This is a genomic window from Rothia nasimurium (genome assembly GCF_042660305.1).
GTDB classification, from domain to species: Bacteria; Actinomycetota; Actinomycetes; order Actinomycetales; family Micrococcaceae; genus Rothia; species Rothia nasimurium.
This window is the reverse complement of the sequence record NZ_JBHSTW010000001.1, coordinates 154,181-172,831: the sequence shown is the minus strand read 5'-3', so window position 1 is coordinate 172,831 and position 18,651 is coordinate 154,181. Positions and strand designations below refer to the sequence as shown.

General features: G+C 60.2%; 10 protein-coding genes. 4 read left to right on the top strand and 6 right to left on the bottom strand.

Features of this window, described 5'->3' with window-relative positions:
- Positions 1-31 precede the first annotated feature (31 nt).
- Both ACFP6B_RS00730 and ACFP6B_RS00725 read right to left on the bottom strand, forming a co-directional pair.
- On the bottom strand, positions 32-3,910 hold the full coding sequence (locus ACFP6B_RS00730; protein WP_377125510.1) for a S8 family serine peptidase: 3,879 nt from the start codon (positions 3,908-3,910) through the stop codon (positions 32-34).
- 221 nt (positions 3,911-4,131) lie between these two features.
- Positions 4,132-8,019, bottom strand: coding sequence for a S8 family serine peptidase (locus ACFP6B_RS00725; RefSeq protein WP_377125507.1), 3,888 nt, complete (start codon positions 8,017-8,019; stop codon positions 4,132-4,134).
- Positions 8,020-8,242: 223 nt separating this feature from the next.
- Between ACFP6B_RS00725 and ACFP6B_RS00720 the strand changes: the two genes are divergently transcribed.
- Positions 8,243-8,800: a DUF4870 domain-containing protein gene (locus tag ACFP6B_RS00720; protein ID WP_377125504.1), complete on the top strand. Its 558-nt coding sequence runs from the start codon at positions 8,243-8,245 to the stop codon at positions 8,798-8,800.
- Positions 8,801-8,804: 4 nt separating this feature from the next.
- On the opposite strand, the gene ACFP6B_RS00715 is transcribed toward ACFP6B_RS00720, so the two are convergent.
- Positions 8,805-9,230, bottom strand: a complete 426-nt coding sequence (locus ACFP6B_RS00715; protein ID WP_377125501.1) for an arsenate-mycothiol transferase ArsC — start codon at positions 9,228-9,230, stop codon at positions 8,805-8,807.
- A gap of 15 nt (positions 9,231-9,245) precedes the next feature.
- Positions 9,246-9,896, bottom strand: coding sequence for a DJ-1/PfpI family protein (locus ACFP6B_RS00710; protein WP_377125498.1), 651 nt, complete (start codon positions 9,894-9,896; stop codon positions 9,246-9,248).
- A gap of 323 nt (positions 9,897-10,219) precedes the next feature.
- On the opposite strand from ACFP6B_RS00710, the gene ACFP6B_RS00705 reads away from it, so the two are divergent.
- Positions 10,220-11,404: a tyramine oxidase subunit B gene (locus ACFP6B_RS00705; RefSeq protein ID WP_377125495.1), complete on the top strand. Its 1,185-nt coding sequence runs from the start codon at positions 10,220-10,222 to the stop codon at positions 11,402-11,404.
- A gap of 194 nt (positions 11,405-11,598) precedes the next feature.
- On the opposite strand, the gene ACFP6B_RS00700 is transcribed toward ACFP6B_RS00705, so the two are convergent.
- A complete protein-coding gene (locus tag ACFP6B_RS00700) occupies positions 11,599-13,575 on the bottom strand; it encodes a M13 family metallopeptidase (protein WP_377125492.1) in 1,977 nt (658 codons plus the stop codon).
- A 275-nt stretch (positions 13,576-13,850) separates the two neighbouring features.
- Between ACFP6B_RS00700 and ACFP6B_RS00695 the strand changes: the two genes are divergently transcribed.
- Positions 13,851-14,615, top strand: coding sequence for a Rho termination factor N-terminal domain-containing protein (locus ACFP6B_RS00695; RefSeq protein ID WP_377125489.1), 765 nt, complete (start codon positions 13,851-13,853; stop codon positions 14,613-14,615).
- An 82-nt stretch (positions 14,616-14,697) separates the two neighbouring features.
- Positions 14,698-16,215: an MDR family MFS transporter gene (locus ACFP6B_RS00690; RefSeq protein ID WP_377125486.1), complete on the top strand. Its 1,518-nt coding sequence runs from the start codon at positions 14,698-14,700 to the stop codon at positions 16,213-16,215.
- A gap of 94 nt (positions 16,216-16,309) precedes the next feature.
- Here ACFP6B_RS00690 and metE read toward each other — a convergent pair whose 3' ends face one another.
- Positions 16,310-18,640, bottom strand: coding sequence for a 5-methyltetrahydropteroyltriglutamate--homocysteine S-methyltransferase (gene metE, locus ACFP6B_RS00685; protein WP_377125483.1), 2,331 nt, complete (start codon positions 18,638-18,640; stop codon positions 16,310-16,312).
- Positions 18,641-18,651 lie beyond the last annotated feature (11 nt).

Sequence of the window (18,651 nt, the reverse complement as noted above, 5' to 3'; positions counted from 1 at the left end):
GGGCGCTTCTAACCTTCCTTACACAAGCGGATTACTTGTTAAGGACCTTCTGGTCAAAGCGGTAGATGAAAGCTGCCATCTGATCGCGGTTAACCGGGTCGTAGGGGCGGAAGGTACCATCGGGCCAGCCGGTGGTGATACCCTGCTCAGCCATCCAAGCAATCTCCTTGTAGAAGACGTGCTCGCTTGCTGAAAGATCCTTGAAGGGGCTGTTTGCAGGAACGGTGTATTCAGGTGAGCCAGCCATGCGGTAGAAGAAGGCTGCCATCTGGTCACGGTTCACAGGATCAGCGGGGCGGAAGGTACCATCGGGCCAGCCGGTGGTGATACCCTGCTCAGCCATCCAAGCAATCTCCTTGTAGAAGACGTAATCGGTCGGTACGTCTGAGAAGGGGGAGACAGCGGGCGGAGTGTACTGAGGTGAGCCAGCCATGCGGTAGAAGAAGGCTGCCATCTGATCGCGCTTGACGGGCTCGTAGGGGCGGAAGGTGCCATCGGACCAGCCGGTGGTGATACCGCGGTTAGCCAGCCATGCAATCTCGTTGTAGAAGACATGGTCAGTGGGTACGTCGGTGAAGCGCGGGTTGTTGGTATTAGGGGTCTTCAAACCGCTAACGTTTACAACCTGAGCCTTGTCACCACGAGCACCTGCCTTGATGCCTGCCAGGTCACCGGTGGCGTTGTGCATGTGCAGGAAGAGTGCACGAGCATCGGTGGTGTCTGCTGCACGGTGGGCAGTCAGAGTGTTGGCCGGTGAATCAACGAAGAGGGAGGTACCCACAGCCTGCTCGCTGCTGAAGTAGAGAGCGGGTGCGTAGGGGTTGTACTTGACCCATTCAGTGCTTTCGATATCACCGTTGTGGTACCAGGTGCCTGAGTAGATCTTGTAGCGCAGAGCCTGGGCCTGAGCTGAGGTCAGGTTCAGAGCCTCCAGGCTAAGAGGCATAACCAGGGTGTTGGAGCCCATCAGGTTGGTGTCTACGTCACCGAAGGTGCCGTTGACAGGCTGTGAGTCAATCACTGACCACTGGCCGTTGACCTGCTTGTAGAGGTTCACAACGGGCAGGTCGATACCCGGGATGCGGGTAGTAATAGCGTAGAAGTCAGGGCGGCCGTCACCGTTGACATCGAGGTCTACTTCGTAGAACCAGGTGCGGTTAATGGTTGCCCAGTTAGCCCAAGAGGCGATACCGATGTTGAGGTAGCCGGTAGTGGGGTCTTCACCCTGAGCTTCCAGAACAGGGGCGGTTGAGTTAGCACCTGCATACATGAGGTCAGCTACCTGAGATGAGACACTGCCCAGGGAGCTGGTGGGAATGCGGGGGCTTTCAACACCCAGCTGGAAGGCACCAACAGCGGAGCGGTAACCGCCCTGGTTGAGTTCAGTACCGGAGAGAGTGACTTCGGTGGCGTTTGAGCCGGGGCCGAACTCGATAGCTGAGTTAGCTACCTTCATATCGGCAACGGGCTTGGGAGCTACCTGAACAGGTACGCGCAGCTGAGTATCGCCCTCGGTCAGAATCAGACGTGAAGAAACGGTTGCCAGGTACTGGCGGGCAATTTCCTTATGGGTTTCGAGAGCCGCGGGGTCACGATCCTTAGCGAGCTGGGAACCGTCAAGGGTTGCGGTGAGAGTGATTTCAGCCTGGCCACCGGCAGGAACGGTGACGGTGCTGGGGGCACTGATGGTCGCGCCGGTTACGGTGGAGCTATCGGCCAGGGCTACCTTGAAGGTACGCTCACGGTCGGAGTAGTTCTCAACGGTGACGTTACGGGAGATGGTGAGAGACTCACCTACGGGAACTTCGGGTGCACCGAAGCTGGTTGAGACCTGCTCGGGGCGGTTGGAGTTGTAGACCAGAACATCGGTGTTGACGGCAGCCAGGGCGTCAACACGGCCCGAGCCAACTCGTTCAACAGAGTAGATATTGCCTTCATCGGTAACCAGATCGTGGTTAGCGGTGTTCATGATGGCGGCCTTGATTTCGGCAGGGCCGTAATTCTGGTGGGCCTCCAGCACAAGGGCTGCGATACCTGCAACGTGGGGAGATGACATTGAGGTGCCGGTCATAATCATCGGGTCAGAGCCCAGACCAACACCAGCGGAGCTGATGGAGGTACCGGGAGCAGCGACGTCGGGCTTAGTGAAGCCGTTTACACCAAACTGACCACGGCCGCTTGATGAGTTGAGGGTGTCGAGCGCGCCGGTCTCAAAGACGGTCTTGCCGATCCAGTCAGAATCCAGCTTGATACGCAGGGTACCGGCCTGGGCGGCAGGCAGAGCCTTCTCGGCATCTGCTACGGTCAGGCGGATGCCGGGGATGGTTGAGTTACCGGCGATACCTGAGGTTTCCTTCAGTACCTTGGACGCGAGGACAACACCTGCGCCACCGGCCTTCTCAATGTTGTTGAAGCGGACGGCGGAGCCACAGGGGAAGTTACCTTCGAGGTCTTCGGCCCAGTCAATCCAGACCCACTTGCCGTTGAAGTCGGTTCCCGCGGGGAAAGCTTCACAACCGTAGCGGTTGTTTTCGGGGGCCATGACAACTTCACCGGTGAGCTGGTCCTCAGATGCTGCAGCGTAGTTGAAGCTGATGCTGTAGTCGCCCTGGACGGGGCCAGCGATATTGGCAGGGGAAAGAATCTCGGCCTTGTCAGCGTAGGCATAGGTTCCGATGGAGTTAGCTACGGTCAGAGCTGAGATGGTGTTACCGGGAGTACCCAGGATTGAGTAGGTATCGCCCTGGCCCTGGTAGCTGTTGGCGTTACCGGCTGCAATAACCGAGAGAACACCCTGGCGGTAGAGGGAGTCAATAATGTAGTTTTCGGGGTCATCTACCGCTCCGAAGTCAGCACCCAGGGAGAGATTGACAATGTCTGCCTTGTCGGAGAAATCGCCGTCGCCGTTGGGGTCGAGGGCGCGGTCGAGGGCTTGACCGGTGAGGTTGGTGCTACCGTCACAGCCGAAGACACGCAGGCCGACGACCTTAGCTTCGGGAGCTGCACCCGGGCCAATCTTCATACCCAGAACATCGTCCTGGGTGAGCTTGGTGTAGTCACCGCGGAAGGTGCTGCCATCTGCATTGACGGCAAAGCCCGCAGCGCTACCTGCCACGTGGGTGCCGTGGCCGTTGGCGGTGCAGTCAAGGGGGTTGTTATCGGGCTTCGGTGCGTTAGAGCCGAGGTAGTCGTCACCGGCTAGGTCGTAGCCACCGACGAACTTTTCGGGATCGTAGAGGCCACTGTCTGCAGCGGGCATATCGGTTGAGGCCTTAGCTTCATTGTAGGCTTCAACGGTGCCGGGGCCACCAAACGCTGCGTGGGTGTAGTCCACACCGGAGTCGATGACGGCGATGGTGACGTCCTTACCGGTCTTGCCGGTCTGTACCCAGGTGTTGAGGGCCTCGGTGGTGATAGCGGTACCGCCGTTGGTGCGTTCCTTGGGGACGATGCGGGAGATGCGAACAACGTCGCTACGCTGGGCCAGCGCGCGGAGCTCTTCGGCGTCACCGCGCAGAGCGGTTCCTCGCAGGACGTTGTGGGTGGTGTAGATGACCTCTGCATTAGCCTGGGTGGCGACCTGCTGGGTCTGGGATTCTACACGCTGGGCGATGGCTTCAACCTGGGCTTGGGCCTGCACAGGATCGCTTTCGCCAGAAAGGACGCTGCGGGGCTGGGTGCTTTCGTAGGCGCCATTTCCTCGGAACTGAACGAAGACCTCAACTGTGCCTTCAGCCTCTGCCAGTGAGCCCCCAATTTTGCTGGTGACATCGTTAGCTTGGGTTGAAGGGTTGAGGTCTACATCGTATGCCTGGGCCGGTGGAGCGGCCATAGGCAAGGAAAGCGCGAGACCAAGCAGGGCAGCTGCACTGCCTTGTGCGGCCTTCCGTCGCATAGGATTCTTCTTCATGGGTTTCCTTAGGGTGTGTGTATTAACGCCCACGGGTGGTGAGTGTCATTATCTATCTAACCGTTGTGAGGTGGGTCTCTGTCAAGGGGTTTCTCATAATGTGTACGGAATTAACTGGACAGATAGTGAGCGACCCCTATCGTTTTACTGGGGTAATCAGTAGAACGTATAGGGGTCGCTAGTGAGAGGATCCGACTCAGTGCGAACCTTCTGCTACAGGTTTACCTCTTTTTAGCCAGGACGCTCTGGTCGTAGCGGTAGAGGAATGCTGCCATCGCACCACGCTTGATGGGGGTGTATGGACGGTAGGTGCCGTCCTCCCAGCCATAGGTGATGCCGGTTGACTGTAGCCAGAGAATCTCCTTGTGGAAAATATCTGCTGAGCTTACGTCAACGAAGGGAGATTCAGCGGGAGCAGTGAAGTCCGGTGAACCTGCGTAGCGATAGAAGAAGGCAGCCATCGCATCTCGATTGACGGGTGCATCGGGGCGGTAAGTACCATCAGGCCAACCGGTGGTGATACCCATGGAGTGCATCCAAGCGATTTCCTTGTAGAAAGTATGATCGGTGGGCACATCGGTAAAGGGTGAGACCGTCGGTGCGGTGTACTGGGGTGACCCTGCGAGGCGGTAGAAGAATGCTGCCATTGCATCGCGTTTTACTTCTTCCTGAGGGCGGAAGGTGCCGTCTGACCAGCCGCGGCTAATGCCACGCTGGGCTAGCCATGAAATTTCTTCATAGAAGAGATCACCAGGTTGGACGTCGGTAAAACGCGGTGCATTCACCTGGACAGGGGCCGCGCTGCCGGCGTTCACGATTTCGGCGCGTCCGCCGTCCTCGCCCTTCTTGATGCCGCTCAGGTCGCCGGTGGCGTTGTGCAGGTGCAAGAAGAGGCCCTGGGCCTTATTGTCGGTGCCGCGGTAGGCGGTGATTTCGTTATCGGGGGAGTCTACGTAGAGACCGGGGCCAATCTGCTGATCAGAGCCAAACGCCAGATCGGGCACAAAGGGGTTGTAGGAAATCCAGCCGGTGGTATCTACAAGGGTGTCGTGGCCTGCAGCTACGGTATATACCAGGTAGCGCAGTGACTTCAGGGAGTCCTTGGTGATGCCGAGCTTGGTCAGTGAGATAGGAATGACCATGGCGTTGTTATCCATGATGTTGGTATCAACATCACCCCATACACCGTTGATGGGGACGATATCTACGATCTTGCGGCTCCAACCGTTGCTGCCGTAGACCACTGCTACCGGGTAATCCACGCCGGGGAGGCGCTGGGTGACAATCAGGTATTCGGCACCGCCGTCACCGTTGGTGTCTACCTCGATATTGAAGGTAAGTGCCGGCGTAAGTGATTCCCAGTTAGCCCAGGTTGAGATACCAAAGCTCAGGTAGGTGTCCTGGTCGGTGGTATCGGTGTAGAGCTGGTAGGCGTAGTTGCTGTTGGCACCTACGTACTGCAGGTCGCCAGCCTGGGCAGAAGGTACACCGAGGGTGCTGGTCTGCTGGCGGGGGCTTGAGTAGCCCAGCTCAAAACCTGCTACCGCAGAGACGTAGTTACCCTGGTTGAGCTCGGTGCCCTTGAGGGTAACCGGTGCAGTTTCTTCGAAGGGTTCAAAGTTGATATTGCCATCGACGCTCATATTAGCAACGGGCTTGGGAGCTACCTGCACGGGGGCACGCAGCTGCTCGTCGCCGTCGGTCAGGGTGAGGCGGCTAGAGAGGGAGGCAATGTACTGACGGGCAATGTCAGTCTTCAAATCACCCGAGTAGTGGGTGGCTAAGGTGCTCTGGTCAAGGTCCTTGGCCAGCTCTGAGCCGTTGATAGTAACGGTGACGGGGATACCTGCAGTAGCACCCGGGGCCACGGTGACGGTTTCGGGGGCAGAGATGCTTACGCCCTGCAGGGTGTTGCTCCCGGTGAAGCCGACCTTGAACGTGCGGGTGGTATCGCCACGATTCTCTACGATGAAGCTCCGGGTGAGGGTCTGGGTATCACCCGGGGCAACCTCAACTACGCCGAAGCTGCTGGATACCTGTTCCTTGCGGTCTGCGTTGTAGAGCAGGACGTCAGTATTGACGGCCTTGTAGGCGTCTACGCGGCCTGAGCCCACGCGCTCCACGGTGAAGATGTCGCCCTCAGCGTCGCGCAGATCGTGAACAGCGGTGTTCATGATGGCGGCCTTGATGTCGGCAGGGCCGTAGTCAGGGTGTGCCTCAGCAACCAGTGCAGCAATACCAGCAACGTGAGGAGCTGCCATCGAGGTGCCGGTCATGGTGGCATGAAGGGTGCCGCCACCTGCGGCAGCTGAACGGATGGAGGTTCCGGGGGCTGCGACGTCCGGCTTGGTAAAGCCCTTGCTGCCGTGCTGGCCGCGGGAGGTCGAGGTGTTCAGGGTATCGAGTGCGCCGGTTTCCTTGACGGTGTTACCAATCCAGTCTGCATTGAGGCGGATGGTGACGTTCTCGCCTGCTGCCACGGCTGCGCGCACCTTCGTGGCATCGTCCACGGTCAGGCGGACGCCGGGGATAGTGTTGTTGCCCGCGATGCCGGTGGTCTCGTCCTTGACGCGGGAGGCGAGGACGACGCCTGCACCGCCAGCCTTAGCGATGTTGTTGAATCGCACGGCTGAGCCGCAGGGGAAGGTGGTGGGGGAGTCTGCCCAGTCGATGAAGACCCACTTACCTTCAAAATCAACGTCTTCTGGGTAGGCGTCGCAGGCGTAGGGGTTTTCGGGAGTGGTCATGACAATTTCGCCGGTGAGGCGCTCTTCGGTGGCGTCAGCGTAGTTAAAGTTGACGCTGTAATCGCCAACGACCTTGCCGGCGAGGCCTTCGGGGGCGATAATTTCGGCGCCGTCGCCGTAGGAGTAGGTGCCTACGGAGTTGGCAACCGCCAGTGAAGCTACGTTATTGGCGGGGTTGCCCAGGATGTTGTAGGTGTCGCCAACGCCCTGGTTGTTGTTGGCGTTACCGGCTGCGGTGACAGCCAGGACGCCGTTGCGGTACAGGGCGTCCATCATTGCGTTTTCGGGGTCGTCGGCCGGGCCGAAGTCGGTGCCCAGGGAGAGGTTGACGATGTCTGCCTTGTCGGAGAAATCGCCGTCACCGTTGGGGTCGAGGGCGCGGTCGAGAGCCTGACCGGTCAGGGAGGTTGAGCCGGAGCAGCCGAATACTCGGAAGCCTAGAAGTTTAGCTTCGGGGGCTGAGCCCGGGCCGATGAGCATGTCCTTGACGTCTTCAGGCTGCAGGGTGGTGTAGTCGCCCTCGAAGGTGCTGCCGTCGGCGTTGATGCCGTAGCCTGCGGCGCTACCGGCGACGTGGGTTCCGTGGCCTGCAAAAGAGCAGTCAATGGGGTTGGTGTCGGGTTTGGGGCGGTTCATGCCGTTATAGCTGTCGCCCGAGAAGTCGTAACCTCCGACAAACTTTTCAGGGTCGTAGAGACCGGAGTCTTCCGCGGGCAAGTCAGCCATGCGGATAGCCTCTTCGTAGGCATCAATCGTGCCGGGGCCGCCAAAAAGGGCGTGGGTGTAGTCGATGCCCGTATCGACTACGGCGATGGTAACGTCCTTACCGGTTTTGCCGGTCTGTACCCAAGTATTGACCGTCTCGGTATCGAGGGCTGTACCTGTGGTGGTGCGCTCCTTGGGGATGATGCGGGAGATTCGTTCCACATCGCCACGCTCTGCCAGGGCTCGGATAGCCTCGGCATCGCCGGTGATGGCGGTGCCACGTACGGTGTTGTGGGTGGTGTAGATAATCTCTGCGCCGGCCTGTGAGGCAACCTGCTGGGCCTGCGACTCAACGCGCTGGGCAATGGCATTCACCTGGGCTTGAGCACTCACAGGCTCACGCTGGCCGGAGCGGACGTTCTGGGGCTGGGTGCTCTCAAAAGCGCCGGTGCCGCGGAACTGGACGAAGGCCTCAACGGTGCCCTCTGCATTAGCCAGGGATTCGCTGACCTTGCCTGCGGTGTTGCTGGACTGGGGTGCCAGATCGCTGTCGTATGCCTGCGCCGGGGGTGCGACAAGCGGCAGGGAAAGAGCCAGGCCCAGCAAGGCTGCAGCGCTACCCTGGGCTGCTTTCTTGTGGAAGGAGGATTCTTTCATGGGATTCCTTAGGTGTGCATGTTCTGCATACATGAGTGGTGTATGTCACTATCCAATAAGCGGTCTGTGGGGGTTCTGTGTCAAGTGTTTTGCAAAAACAACGTGATTTTGAAGTGCTGGCGTAACACAGAAATACATATGCTTATGGGGTGCCATGCCCTGGCGAAGACGGGCGAATAGATAAGCTAGATAGCACAGTGGAGACAAGCAAAGGCGTACTACCATGACTGAACAGAATCAGAACCCCTACGGCGACTACGGCAATCAGAGCGGGCCGGGGCAGGGCCCCGTTGGTCAGCCTGGCCCCGCATACCAGCAACCTGGCGCCCCGGGACAACCCTACAGTGGCCAGCACGGTTATGGGCAGGGTCCCAATGTTGCTTCCCCGACCTATGATGCTTACGGCAACCTTATTCCTGCTGATGCCAAGAGCATGGCCATGTTTGCCCATCTCTCGGGCCTGCTGGGCCTGATATTGACCGCATCTTTCGCGAGTTTTGTGGGGCCCCTGATCTTCTGGGCTATCTACAAAGACAAGCCGGGGTACGCCTTTGTGCGCGTGGCCGCTGCGGGCGCCTTCAACTTCAATTTCACTCTCTGGCTAGTGAATATTGCCGCCTGGGTACTTACTATCGTGACTTTTGGAATAGCGGGTCTATTTACCTGGATTGTCTTTATTGCGGTATGGGTAGCCCTGATCGTTGTGCACATTCTTGCAGCGGTGAAGGCCAATAACGGTGAAGTTTTCACCTACCCCATGACCCTCACCGTATTGAAATAAAGCCCTAACGAGAAAGTTCGTCGAGCAGGGTCCTGACGCGGCTATCAATATCGTCGCGAATCAGGGCCATACGCTCTGCACCCTCAATACCCTGGTGAGAAGGTTCTACAGTTTCCCAACGCTCGGTCTTAGCCAGAATCGCAGGGTCATCGGTTTCAAGCTGGGCAGCAGTCCCCACAATAACAATGCGGTCTGCGGCAGCTAGATCTTCGGCCGACGCGAACTTGGGGGTACCTGCGCTCATATCTGCCCCAATTTCGGCCAGCGAAGCGGCCGACTCAGCGTTCACCGCACTACCCACCGCAGCCTTGGTACCCGCGGACGTCGCGCGCACGCGTCCTTGCGCATGAAGGTTCATCAGGGCCTCAGCCATCTGCGACTTACCCTTGTTGGACTGGCAAATAAAAAGGACGCTGGGGGTGGGGTTCACGGGGCCTCCTCGGGTTTAGAAAGAGTTGGTTGCTACCCATTGTTTAAGGGCGCGTGTGTAGGCAAGATTGCTTTCTTCTGATGCCGTTTCGAACAATGTTTGCCACGCATTAATTACTGGCTGAGGAAAAACATTAGCTTGACGAAGAACCTCAGCTGTGAATGCGATTGGATGCAGGCCGGAAGCAGTGGTGATACCTGTGTCGGTAACAACTTTGGTATCTAGGTAGAATCTCTCCCCGGTATAGCCAGGAGCCTGCTGCAGAAAAGATATTGAGTTAGATGTGTGGGCACGGGAATTCAAAAACCCGCAACGTGCTAAAAAGTACGTTGCTCCACAAATTGCAGATACTGGTTTTTCTTGCTCCAATAAAGCAGCGACCGTTTGATACAAAGTGCTGTGTCCCTTTCCGTAGGTAGCAGCACCGGGTATTACTAGAGTAGCAAGGGCCTTATCATCGCAAATTTTTTCGACTGTAGTTGTCGGCGTAATAGATAGGCCTCCCTGAGAATAGACGGTATCTAAGGTTTCTCCGGCAAAGGCAACGTGGTACTGTCCTGGTCTTGCTTTTTCTGCTATGGCTAATTGAGTTGTAATGTAAGCATATTCCCAGTCAGCCATCGTATCCGTTGCATAGATAGCTACTATTTTGGGACGTTGTTCCATAACCTCTAGGATATCAATCTGCTGTATAAGCATAAGGATATTTGTCCTCATGATTCATTGAGCCGATATCTCTTCGTAGGTGGAGTAGGCAGGCACCTCATGGTGGTCTTGGCGAAGATGCAGAACCCTGATAAGCAGAGTTCTGGTTTAGCTGTTTTTGACGCCTGTCCTGCATCGTATACGCCGTTCAAGGTTGTGTAGAACGAGTTCTGTTTCCTGACTTTGCCGGCCAGATATTTCCCACAGTCCATTTATTTCCTTCCGGCAAAAGTGTTATGTTGATTCGTCTGAACTTTTAACACTCACAGTTGGAGATCCCCCGCTTGACTTCACACGACGCCTACCTCAACGCAGCCGTTGACCCCGAACTCAACCCCGTCTTCCCCCGCATCGACTTCCGCTACCTCTCAGAAGCCGACATGATTGCAGCGGGCGTAGAAGACGTCGCCGCTTGCACCGACGCCATGGAAGAAGCCCTGGCCCTGCACGCCCGCGGCGACTACCGCATGGCCGGCCACAACGGCGAATCCCACGGCGCTAAGGTACAGTTCCCCGTCAACCCCGCCCACGAAGGCATGCCCGCCGACGGCCCCGACCGCCGCTACGTCGCCATGCCCGCCTACCTGGGCGGCTCCTTCCGCACCATGGGCGTCAAAACCTACGCTTCTAACATCGACAACCGCGAGATTGGCCTACCCCGCTCCATTCTCATGCTCACCCTCAACGACGCAACCTCCGGCGCCCCCCTCGCCTACATGAGCGCCAACCTACTCTCGGCCTACCGCACCGGCTGCGCCTCCGGCGTCGGCGCCCGCCGCTTCGCCCCCAAGAACGCCAAGGTGCTCGGCCTGCTGGGCCCCGGCGTCATCGCCAAAGCAACTGTTGCAGCCCTCATCGAAGCCCGCCCCACGGTCGACACCATCAAGGTACTCGGCCGCTCCCAAAAGGGCATCGACACCTTCATCAGCTGGGCCGAAGAAACCTACCCCGGCATGAACGTCATCGCCGTTGAAGAACTCGAAGAAGTCGTGCGCGACTCAGACATCGTCACCTTCTGCACCTCAATCCACGTGGGCGACCCCGAAACCTACCCCACTGTCCGCCGCGAATGGGTCAAGCCCGGCGCCTTCTTCGCCATGCCCGCCGCCTGCAACCTCGACGAAGGCATGTTCGAACCTGACGTGCGTAAACTCGTCGACAACGCCGGCATGTATGACGCCTGGGCCGAAGAAACCGAACCCGGCAAATCCCACAACTACGTCTCCATCGTCGGCTGCAAGTTCAACGACCGCATCCATAACGGCCTCATGGCCCCTGAAGAACTGCGTGACATGGGCGAAGCCCTCAACCACCCCGCCCCCGAGGACGACGAAGAAAAAATCACCGTCTACTCCGTCGGCGGCATGCCCATTGAGGACGTCGCCTGGGGCACCGTGGTCTACCGCAATGCCGTCCGCAAGGGCATCGGCACCGTGCTGAACCTCTGGGACGTCCCCGCAATGTCCTAGCGCTCGGGTACGCAAAAGGACGCCGGTGAGTAGTTCACCGGCGTCCTTTTAGTTAAGCGGGGGTGCGGGGGACGGGCGTGCTGGAAGCCTGCTGGCACGGGGCTGGCGTGAATCGCTGCGAGCCCCCCAGGGCGAGCTGCGAGAGGGTCAGCAGGCGGAAGCACGGCCGTCCCCCGCACTTTATATAGCTTCTTCTACCAGATACGCACGCGCTCCTCCGGTGCCAGATAGAGGCCGTTCTCGGGCTGCACGTCGAAGGCGGTGTAGAACTCGTCGATATTGCGGACAACGCCGTTGACGCGGAACTCCTCGGGGGAGTGCGGGTCGATGGCCAGGAACATCTCGGCGGTCTGCGGGCGGGTCTTCATGCGCCAGCCCTGGGCCCAGGAGATAAAGACGCGCTGGGTGGCGGTCAGACCGTCGATGACGGGGGCGGTCTCGAGGGTGAGGTCCTGGCGTTCCAGGTAAATCTGGTAGGCCTTGAGTGCGATGGAAAGGCCGCCCAGGTCACCGATGTTTTCGCCCAGGGTCAGTTCGCCATTGACGGTGAACTTCTCGGGGTCTAGGCCGGTGGGGGTGTAGCCGTTGTACTGCTCCACCAGGGCCTTGGTGCGGGCGGTGAATTCTTCGCGGTCGGCGTCCGTCCACCAGTTGTTGAGTGCACCGGTGCCGTCGTACTTGGAGCCCTGGTCGTCGAAGCCGTGGCCGATCTCGTGGCCAATGACGCCGCCGATAGCGCCGTAGTTGACGGCGGCGTCCGCGTCCACGTCGAAGTAGGGGGCCTGCAGGATTGCGGCGGGGAAGACGATTTCGTTAGCCGGGGGCATGTAGTAGGCGTTGACGGTCTGCGGGGTCATGAGCCACTCGGTCTTGTCAACGGGCTCATTGATGCGGGCAATCTGGAACTCGTGCTCAAAGACGCCCGAGCGGCGCAGGTTCTCGAAGAGGTCGTCAGTCAGTTCTAGGGCGGAGTAGTCGCGCCACTTGTCGGGGTAGCCGATCTTGGTGACGAACTTGCTGAGCTTCTCGAGGGCACGGGCGCGGGTCTCGTCGGTCATCCAGTCTAGGTCGGTGATGGAGCGGCGGTAGGCTTCGAGCAGGTCGTCTACCAGTTCCATCATTTTGGCCTTGTGGGTGGGCGGGAAGTGAATCGCCACGTACTCCTTGCCCAGTTCTTCACCCAGGGAGTTTTCGACCAGGCCGACGCCGCGCTTCCAGCGGTCACGCAGTTCTTCGGAGCCTGAGAGGGTGCGGCCGTAGAAGTCAAAGTTCTCTTCAACGATGGCCTGGTTGAGGTAGGGGGCGCGGGAGTGAGCCATGTGCCAGATGTACCAGAGCTTCCAGATGAAGAGGGGAGCGGTGGCCCACATCTGGGCGGCTGCCTCAAAGTAGGAGGGCTGGTTGACCACAACGGTGCCGGCCTTCTCTGTGGAAATACCCATGTCTGCCAGCCAGGTGGTGAAGGGGAAGCCGGGGAACTTCTCGTCCAGGTCGGCGGCCTTGACCGGGTTGTAGCGGGCATCGGCGTCGCGGGTGCGCACGTTATCCCAGTGGTGGGAGGCGATTTCGGTTTCGTGGGCGAAGACGGCGCGGGCGGCGTCTGCCGGTTCAAGCCCGAAGTTCTCGGCCAGGCCGGTCAGCTCAAACATGCGCTCAATGTGGGCGACGTAGGCCTCGCGCAGCTCGGCGTATTTTTCGTCGCGGTAGTAGGACTCATCGGGCAGACCCAGGCCGGTCTGCGCCAGGTAGAGCACGTACTTCTGGGGGTTCTTGGCGTCGATGCTGGTGTACCAGCCGAAGGGGCCGCCGTGGCCCTGGCGGTCAAGTTCAGCCATCACACGCACGAAGTCCTCGGGGGTAGCTGCCTCCAGCACTGGCTGCACTTCGGCGTGCAGCGGGGCGGTGGCGTCCGCCTCAATTTTCTCGGTGTTCATGAAGGAGGAGTAGAGGGCGCCAATGCGTGAGGACGGTTGCTCGGCGGCGAACTTCTCGACGATGTCGCGCACGTGTTCCTCGGCTGCATCGCGCAGGAAGTACATGCCGCCGTCGCGGGAGCGGTCGGCGGGGATCTCGTGGGAATCGTACCAGGTGCCGTTGACGTGGCGGAAGAAGTCGTCAGCGGGGTTGGTGGCGGGATCAAGGAAGCTAGTGTCGATACCTGAGTTAGTCATATCACCTAGTTTAGGGGTGCGGACGCCGCCCGTCAGGTGCCCTGCGCTGGTTCGGCTCAGAGCGTGAGGGGGAGCTGTTCCGCCCCCTTCCGCTGCTCCGTGTTCTGCCGTCCCGTTATTTTGTACCGTGCCCTGCCCACTTTTTGGGTCAAAAGTGGGCAGGGCGCGGTACAAAGTGGGTTAGAGGGGCGTAACCAAACCGTGCCGCGCTTGGGGTGGCGCGTGACCGGGACTACGCTTAGACAGTAAGAACACTGATAAGTGGAAGGTGAACCATGGGCAAGAAACCAGAACTCAGCAAGGAACTCAAGCGCTCCAGCGACAAGGCACAGAAGCGCTACGTGAAGGCCTACGCCAAGGCCCTAGACAAGCACGGCGACGAGAAGAAAGCCCGCAAGAAGGCCCAGAAGAAGCTCGAGAAGAAGTACGAGCTGGTGGGTAAGAAGTACGAAAAAATCTCTGACAAGCCCCAGCCCGCCCCTAAGGGCAAAGGCAAAGGCAAGGACGCCGCCGCCCCCTCTACCGGCAAGGGCAAGAAAGGTGCCGCGAAGGTAAAGGCAGAGAAGAAGTCTGACAAGAAGGACTCGAAGAAGGTCGAGACCAAGAAGCCTCAGAAGGCTAAGAAAGCTGAGCCCAAGAAGGCAGAGAAGAAGGACTCAAAGAAGAAAACCAAGAAGGGCACAAAGAGCACGGCCCAGCGGGAGGCTGAGCTGATTCTGGCTGAGACAGCTGAGAGCACGGAGGAAGCTACTGGCTACGAAGAGATCCTTGATGCTGAGAGCCTGGAGCTTGTTGACTCCGCTGACTTCGACGAAGACCTGACCACCGAACCCCTGGCCGAGGCCCCTGCCCAGGAGGATGCGGCGTCCGCCCCCGACCTGCAGGACGACGATAACCAGACTTTCCTGGTGGCAGAGGTGCGCCCCCTGGCTGAGCTGACGCGTGCTGAGCTCTACGAGCTGGCGAAGCAGCTTGAGGTGCCGGGCCGCTCGTCCATGAACAAGGGTGATCTGCTGATTGCGGTGCGCGCCGCCCAGTAAGCCATCTCGCTCGGCTCGCCTAGGCAGGTGTGAGCAAGACGCTATATACGCTCTCCACGGCGAAGAGTAGGCTTAAACGCCTATGTCTTCTACGCAAACACACTCTCACCCCGAAACCGGAGCGCACGCGGTCACCGAACCGGCTGCGCACACCGCATCAATGCCCGCCGCCCATAAACTAGAGCGCCAGGAGTTCCTGCTCCTGGCCATTATGGTCATCGCGGCCTTCGTGCTGATTCTGAATGAAACCCTGCTGGGCGTAGCCCTGCCCGACATCATGTCAGACCTGAACATCAGCGCCTCCACCGCTCAGTGGACCTCCACCGGCTTCATGCTGACCATGGCAGTCGTAACCCCGGCTTCTGGCTTCATCATCTCCCGCTATTCCATCCGCACGGTCTTCGTGGGCGCTATGGCCCTGTTCTCCCTGGGTACCCTGGTGGCTGCCATCGCCCCCGGCATTGCCCTGCTGCTGGTCGGACGCGTGCTCCAGGCAGGCGGTACCGGCGTGATGATTCCGCTGCTGATGACCACCATGATGCGCCTGGTTGCCCCCAGCAAAATCGGTCAGGCGATGGGCCTTATCGGTATGGTCATTTCGGCGGCGCCGGCTGCTGGCCCCACCGTCTCAGGTCTTATTCTGAACGCCGCTAGCTGGCGCTGGCTCTTCTGGCTGATCCTGCCTATCGGCATCATCGCCTTGGCGATTGGTCTGCGCCTGGCCCCGGCCGAGAAGCCCGAGGGTAGCTCGCAGAAGCTCGATGTCTTCTCTATCGTCCTCTCAACCCTGGGCTTTGGCGGCCTGGTGCTGGGCCTATCGTCTATGGGCGGCGATTCCTCCCACGGCGGTGCCCACCTGCCGGTTAACCCCTGGGTTATCGTGGCTGTCTCGGTTGCCCTGCTGGCCGTATTCGTGCGTCGTCAGATTCAGCTGCAAGATCGCGGCCCCTTCATGGACCTGCGCATCTTCCGTGCCCGCCCCTTCACCCTGACCGTCATCATGACCTCCCTGGGTATCGGCGTCATGCTGGGCACCGCAATTATGATTCCTCTCTACGCCGCAAACGTCCTGGGCATGAGCGCCCTGCAAACCGGCCTGATGCTGCTGCCCGGTGGCGTGCTCATGGCGGTGCTGAGCCCCGTCGTCGGCCGCCTGTCGGACCGCTTCGGCGCCCGCACCCTGGTCATCCCCGGTGCCCTGCTCTTTAGCGCCTCTATCTGGCTAATGAGCACCTTCAACACCCAGACTCCCGTCTGGTACCTGGTGGCCACCTACATGCTCATGACCTTCGCCCTACCGCTGATTAACACCCCCATGATGTCCCTGGGGCTGGGCTCTCTTGATCACGAACTACACGCTTTCGGTTCCTCGGCCATGACCACCTTCCAGCAGGTATCCGGTGCCGCAGCAACCGCCCTCTTTGTGGCCCTGCTGGGTATCGGGTCGGCTGCCCACGGCGGTACCGGCGTAGAGGCCTACATGGCCGGTGTGCACCTGGCCTTCCTGGTAGCAGCCTTCATGTCGCTGGGCTCTATCGTGGTGGCCCTGCTTCTGCCTGCCGGCAAGCAGGCTGCCGGAAGCGCCCCCATGGCCCACTAGGGTCGCATCTGCGCTTCACGGGTGCAAGGACGCCGCCACCCACCCTCCTGCCAGACGGCAGGGAGGGCGGGGGCGGCGTCCTTTTTGCTTACCCCTAGACCGCTACGGTGAGGCTGGCTCGTACAGCCTCGGTAGCGGCAACCAGAGACTCGATGGAAGCCTTGGTCTCCTTGTAGGCGCGGGTCTTCAGGCCGCAGTCGGGGTTAACCCAGAGCTGACGGGCGGGGATATGCTCCAGGGCAGTAGCCAGTAGCTTCTCGACTTCGTCGACCTGGGGCACACGCAGGGAGTGGATGTCCCACACGCCGGGGCCGATGCCGCGGTCGAAGCTCTCGGGTACGTCGGCCAGTAGCTCCAGGCGGGAGCGGGCTGCCTCAATCGAGGTGACATCGGCGTTCAGGGCATCGATGGCCCCAAAAATCTCGTTGAACTCCGAGTAGCACAGGTGGGTGTGAATCTGGGTGGAGTCGGCAACCTGCGAGGTCGCCAGTCGGAAGGCACCGACCGACCAGTCGAGGTAGGCAGCCTGATCCTCGGCACGCAGGGGGAGCAGCTCGCGCAGGGCGGGCTCATCCACCTGAATGATGCGGGTGCCTGCGGCCTCAAGGTCAGCAATCTCATCGGCTAGGGCCAGCGCAACCTGGGTTGCGGTCGCCGCCAGAGGCTGGTCATCGCGCACAAACGACCAGGCCAGAATCGTCACCGGGCCGGTGAGCATACCCTTGACCGGCTTATCGGTCTGCTGCTGCGCGAAGCTAATCCACGGCACCGTAAAGGCCTCACCGCGAGTACCCGCACCGCTACGCTTCACATCGCCCCACAGAATTGAGGGGCGGGTACAGCGCGACCCGTAGGACTGCACCCAGCCGTGCTCGGTCGGCGCAAACCCGTCGAAGTTCTCCGCAAAATACTGCACCATGTCGTTACGCTCAGCTTCACCGTGCACCAGCACATCCAGCCCCAGACGCTCCTGGAAGTCAATCACACAGCGAATCTCCTCCCGCAGATGAGCATCGAGCTCTTCCCTGGTCAGCGCACCCTTGCGGTAGTCCGCCCGCAGGGAACGAATATGACCGGTCTGCGGGAAAGACCCGATGGTGGTAGTCGGCAGCAGGGGCAGGTTCAGATCCTCCTGGGCCTGCTGACGCACCTGAGCGGACGCGCGCTCGTAGTTCTCGGGGGTAATGGAGAGGGTACGCTCGCGGATGCAGGGGTCGTTGACTCCGCTGGACTGGGCACGCGCTGCGAGCGCTGCCTTGGCCTGCTCAACCTCGGAGGCGATAGCCTCGGGCCCCTCAGCGAGCCCCCGAGCGAGCAGGGCAACTTCGCTGACCTTCTGGTGGGCAAAGGCCAGCCAGCTGGTGAGCTTCTGGTCGAGCCCGGTTTCCAGGTCAAGGTCGTAGGGCACGTGCTGCAGGGAGGTCGAGGTCGAGACGGACGCCGCTCCCACCGCCTGCAGGGTGTGGAGGGAGGCCGCCAGGTCGTTACGCCAGATATTGCGGCCGTTTACCACACCTGCCACCAGCAGGGGAGCCGAATCGCCGCCGAAGAGGCGGGTGAGGGCGTCCTGATCATAGCCGGTAGATACCAGGTCAAGGTGCAGGGCCTCTACGCCCGAAGTGGCCAGGGGTTCTAACAGACCGGCCAGGTTGCCGTAGGGGCTAGTGACCAGCAGGGAGGGGCGGTCAGAGAGCTGGGTGAGCTCCCCGTAGGTCTTCTCAATGAGCTGCGCCAGCTCGGCTTCACTCACAGCCTGGTCGGCACCCAGGGCGGGCTCGTTGAACTGAACCCAGTGCACACCGCGGCCGGCCAGGTGGGCGAGCAGATCCCGGTAGAGGGGCAGCAGGTCTGCTAGACGGTCGAGGGGTGCGAAGTCGGCGGGGGCGCCGTCCTCGGCTTTTGCCAGGAGCAGGTAGGTGAGGGGCCCGGTGATGCTGGGGCGGGCGGACGTCCCCGCCGCCTCAGCGGCTGCCAGCAGGTCGTCGAGAGCTTCAGTGTTGAGGGTAAAGCCGGTGATCGGGCCGATTTCTGGTACCAGGTAGTGGTAGTTGGTGTCGAACCACTTGGTCAGCTCCAGCGGGGGCAGGTGCTCGGTGCCGCGGGCTAGGGCGAAGTAGCCGTCCAGGTCGATCAGGCCGCGGTCATCGCGTACCGACTCGAAGCGGGTGGGCAGGGCGGTGAAGAGGCGGGTGGTATCGAGTACCTGGTCGTAGAAGGAGAAGTCCGCGGGAATAGCGTAGTCGTCGGTCAGGCCGCGCTCGGTGAGGGTGCGGTAGGCGTCCTGCTGAATCTTCTGGGCGGTCTGTTTCAGCTCGTTCTGGTCGGACTTACCCGCCCAGTAGGCTTCAACAGCGCGCTTGAGTTCGCGGCGGGCGCCGATACGGGGGTAGCCGGTGATGGTTGCGGTGGGGAAAACGGTGGTCATGGTGGTGTCTT

Bases quoted from the DNA above. Each gene is read 5' to 3' on its own strand.
- ACFP6B_RS00730 (WP_377125510.1), bottom strand. From the start codon at position 3,910: ATGAAGAAGAATCCTATGCGACGGAAGGCCGCACAAGGCAGTGCAGCT.
- ACFP6B_RS00725 (WP_377125507.1), bottom strand. From the start codon at position 8,019: ATGAAAGAATCCTCCTTCCACAAGAAAGCAGCCCAGGGTAGCGCTGCA.
- ACFP6B_RS00720 (WP_377125504.1), top strand. From the start codon at position 8,243: ATGACTGAACAGAATCAGAACCCCTACGGCGACTACGGCAATCAGAGC.
- ACFP6B_RS00710 (WP_377125498.1), bottom strand. From the start codon at position 9,896: ATGGAACAACGTCCCAAAATAGTAGCTATCTATGCAACGGATACGATG.
- ACFP6B_RS00700 (WP_377125492.1), bottom strand. From the start codon at position 13,575: ATGACTAACTCAGGTATCGACACTAGCTTCCTTGATCCCGCCACCAAC.
- ACFP6B_RS00695 (WP_377125489.1), top strand. From the start codon at position 13,851: ATGGGCAAGAAACCAGAACTCAGCAAGGAACTCAAGCGCTCCAGCGAC.
- ACFP6B_RS00690 (WP_377125486.1), top strand. From the start codon at position 14,698: ATGTCTTCTACGCAAACACACTCTCACCCCGAAACCGGAGCGCACGCG.
- metE (WP_377125483.1), bottom strand. From the start codon at position 18,640: ATGACCACCGTTTTCCCCACCGCAACCATCACCGGCTACCCCCGTATC.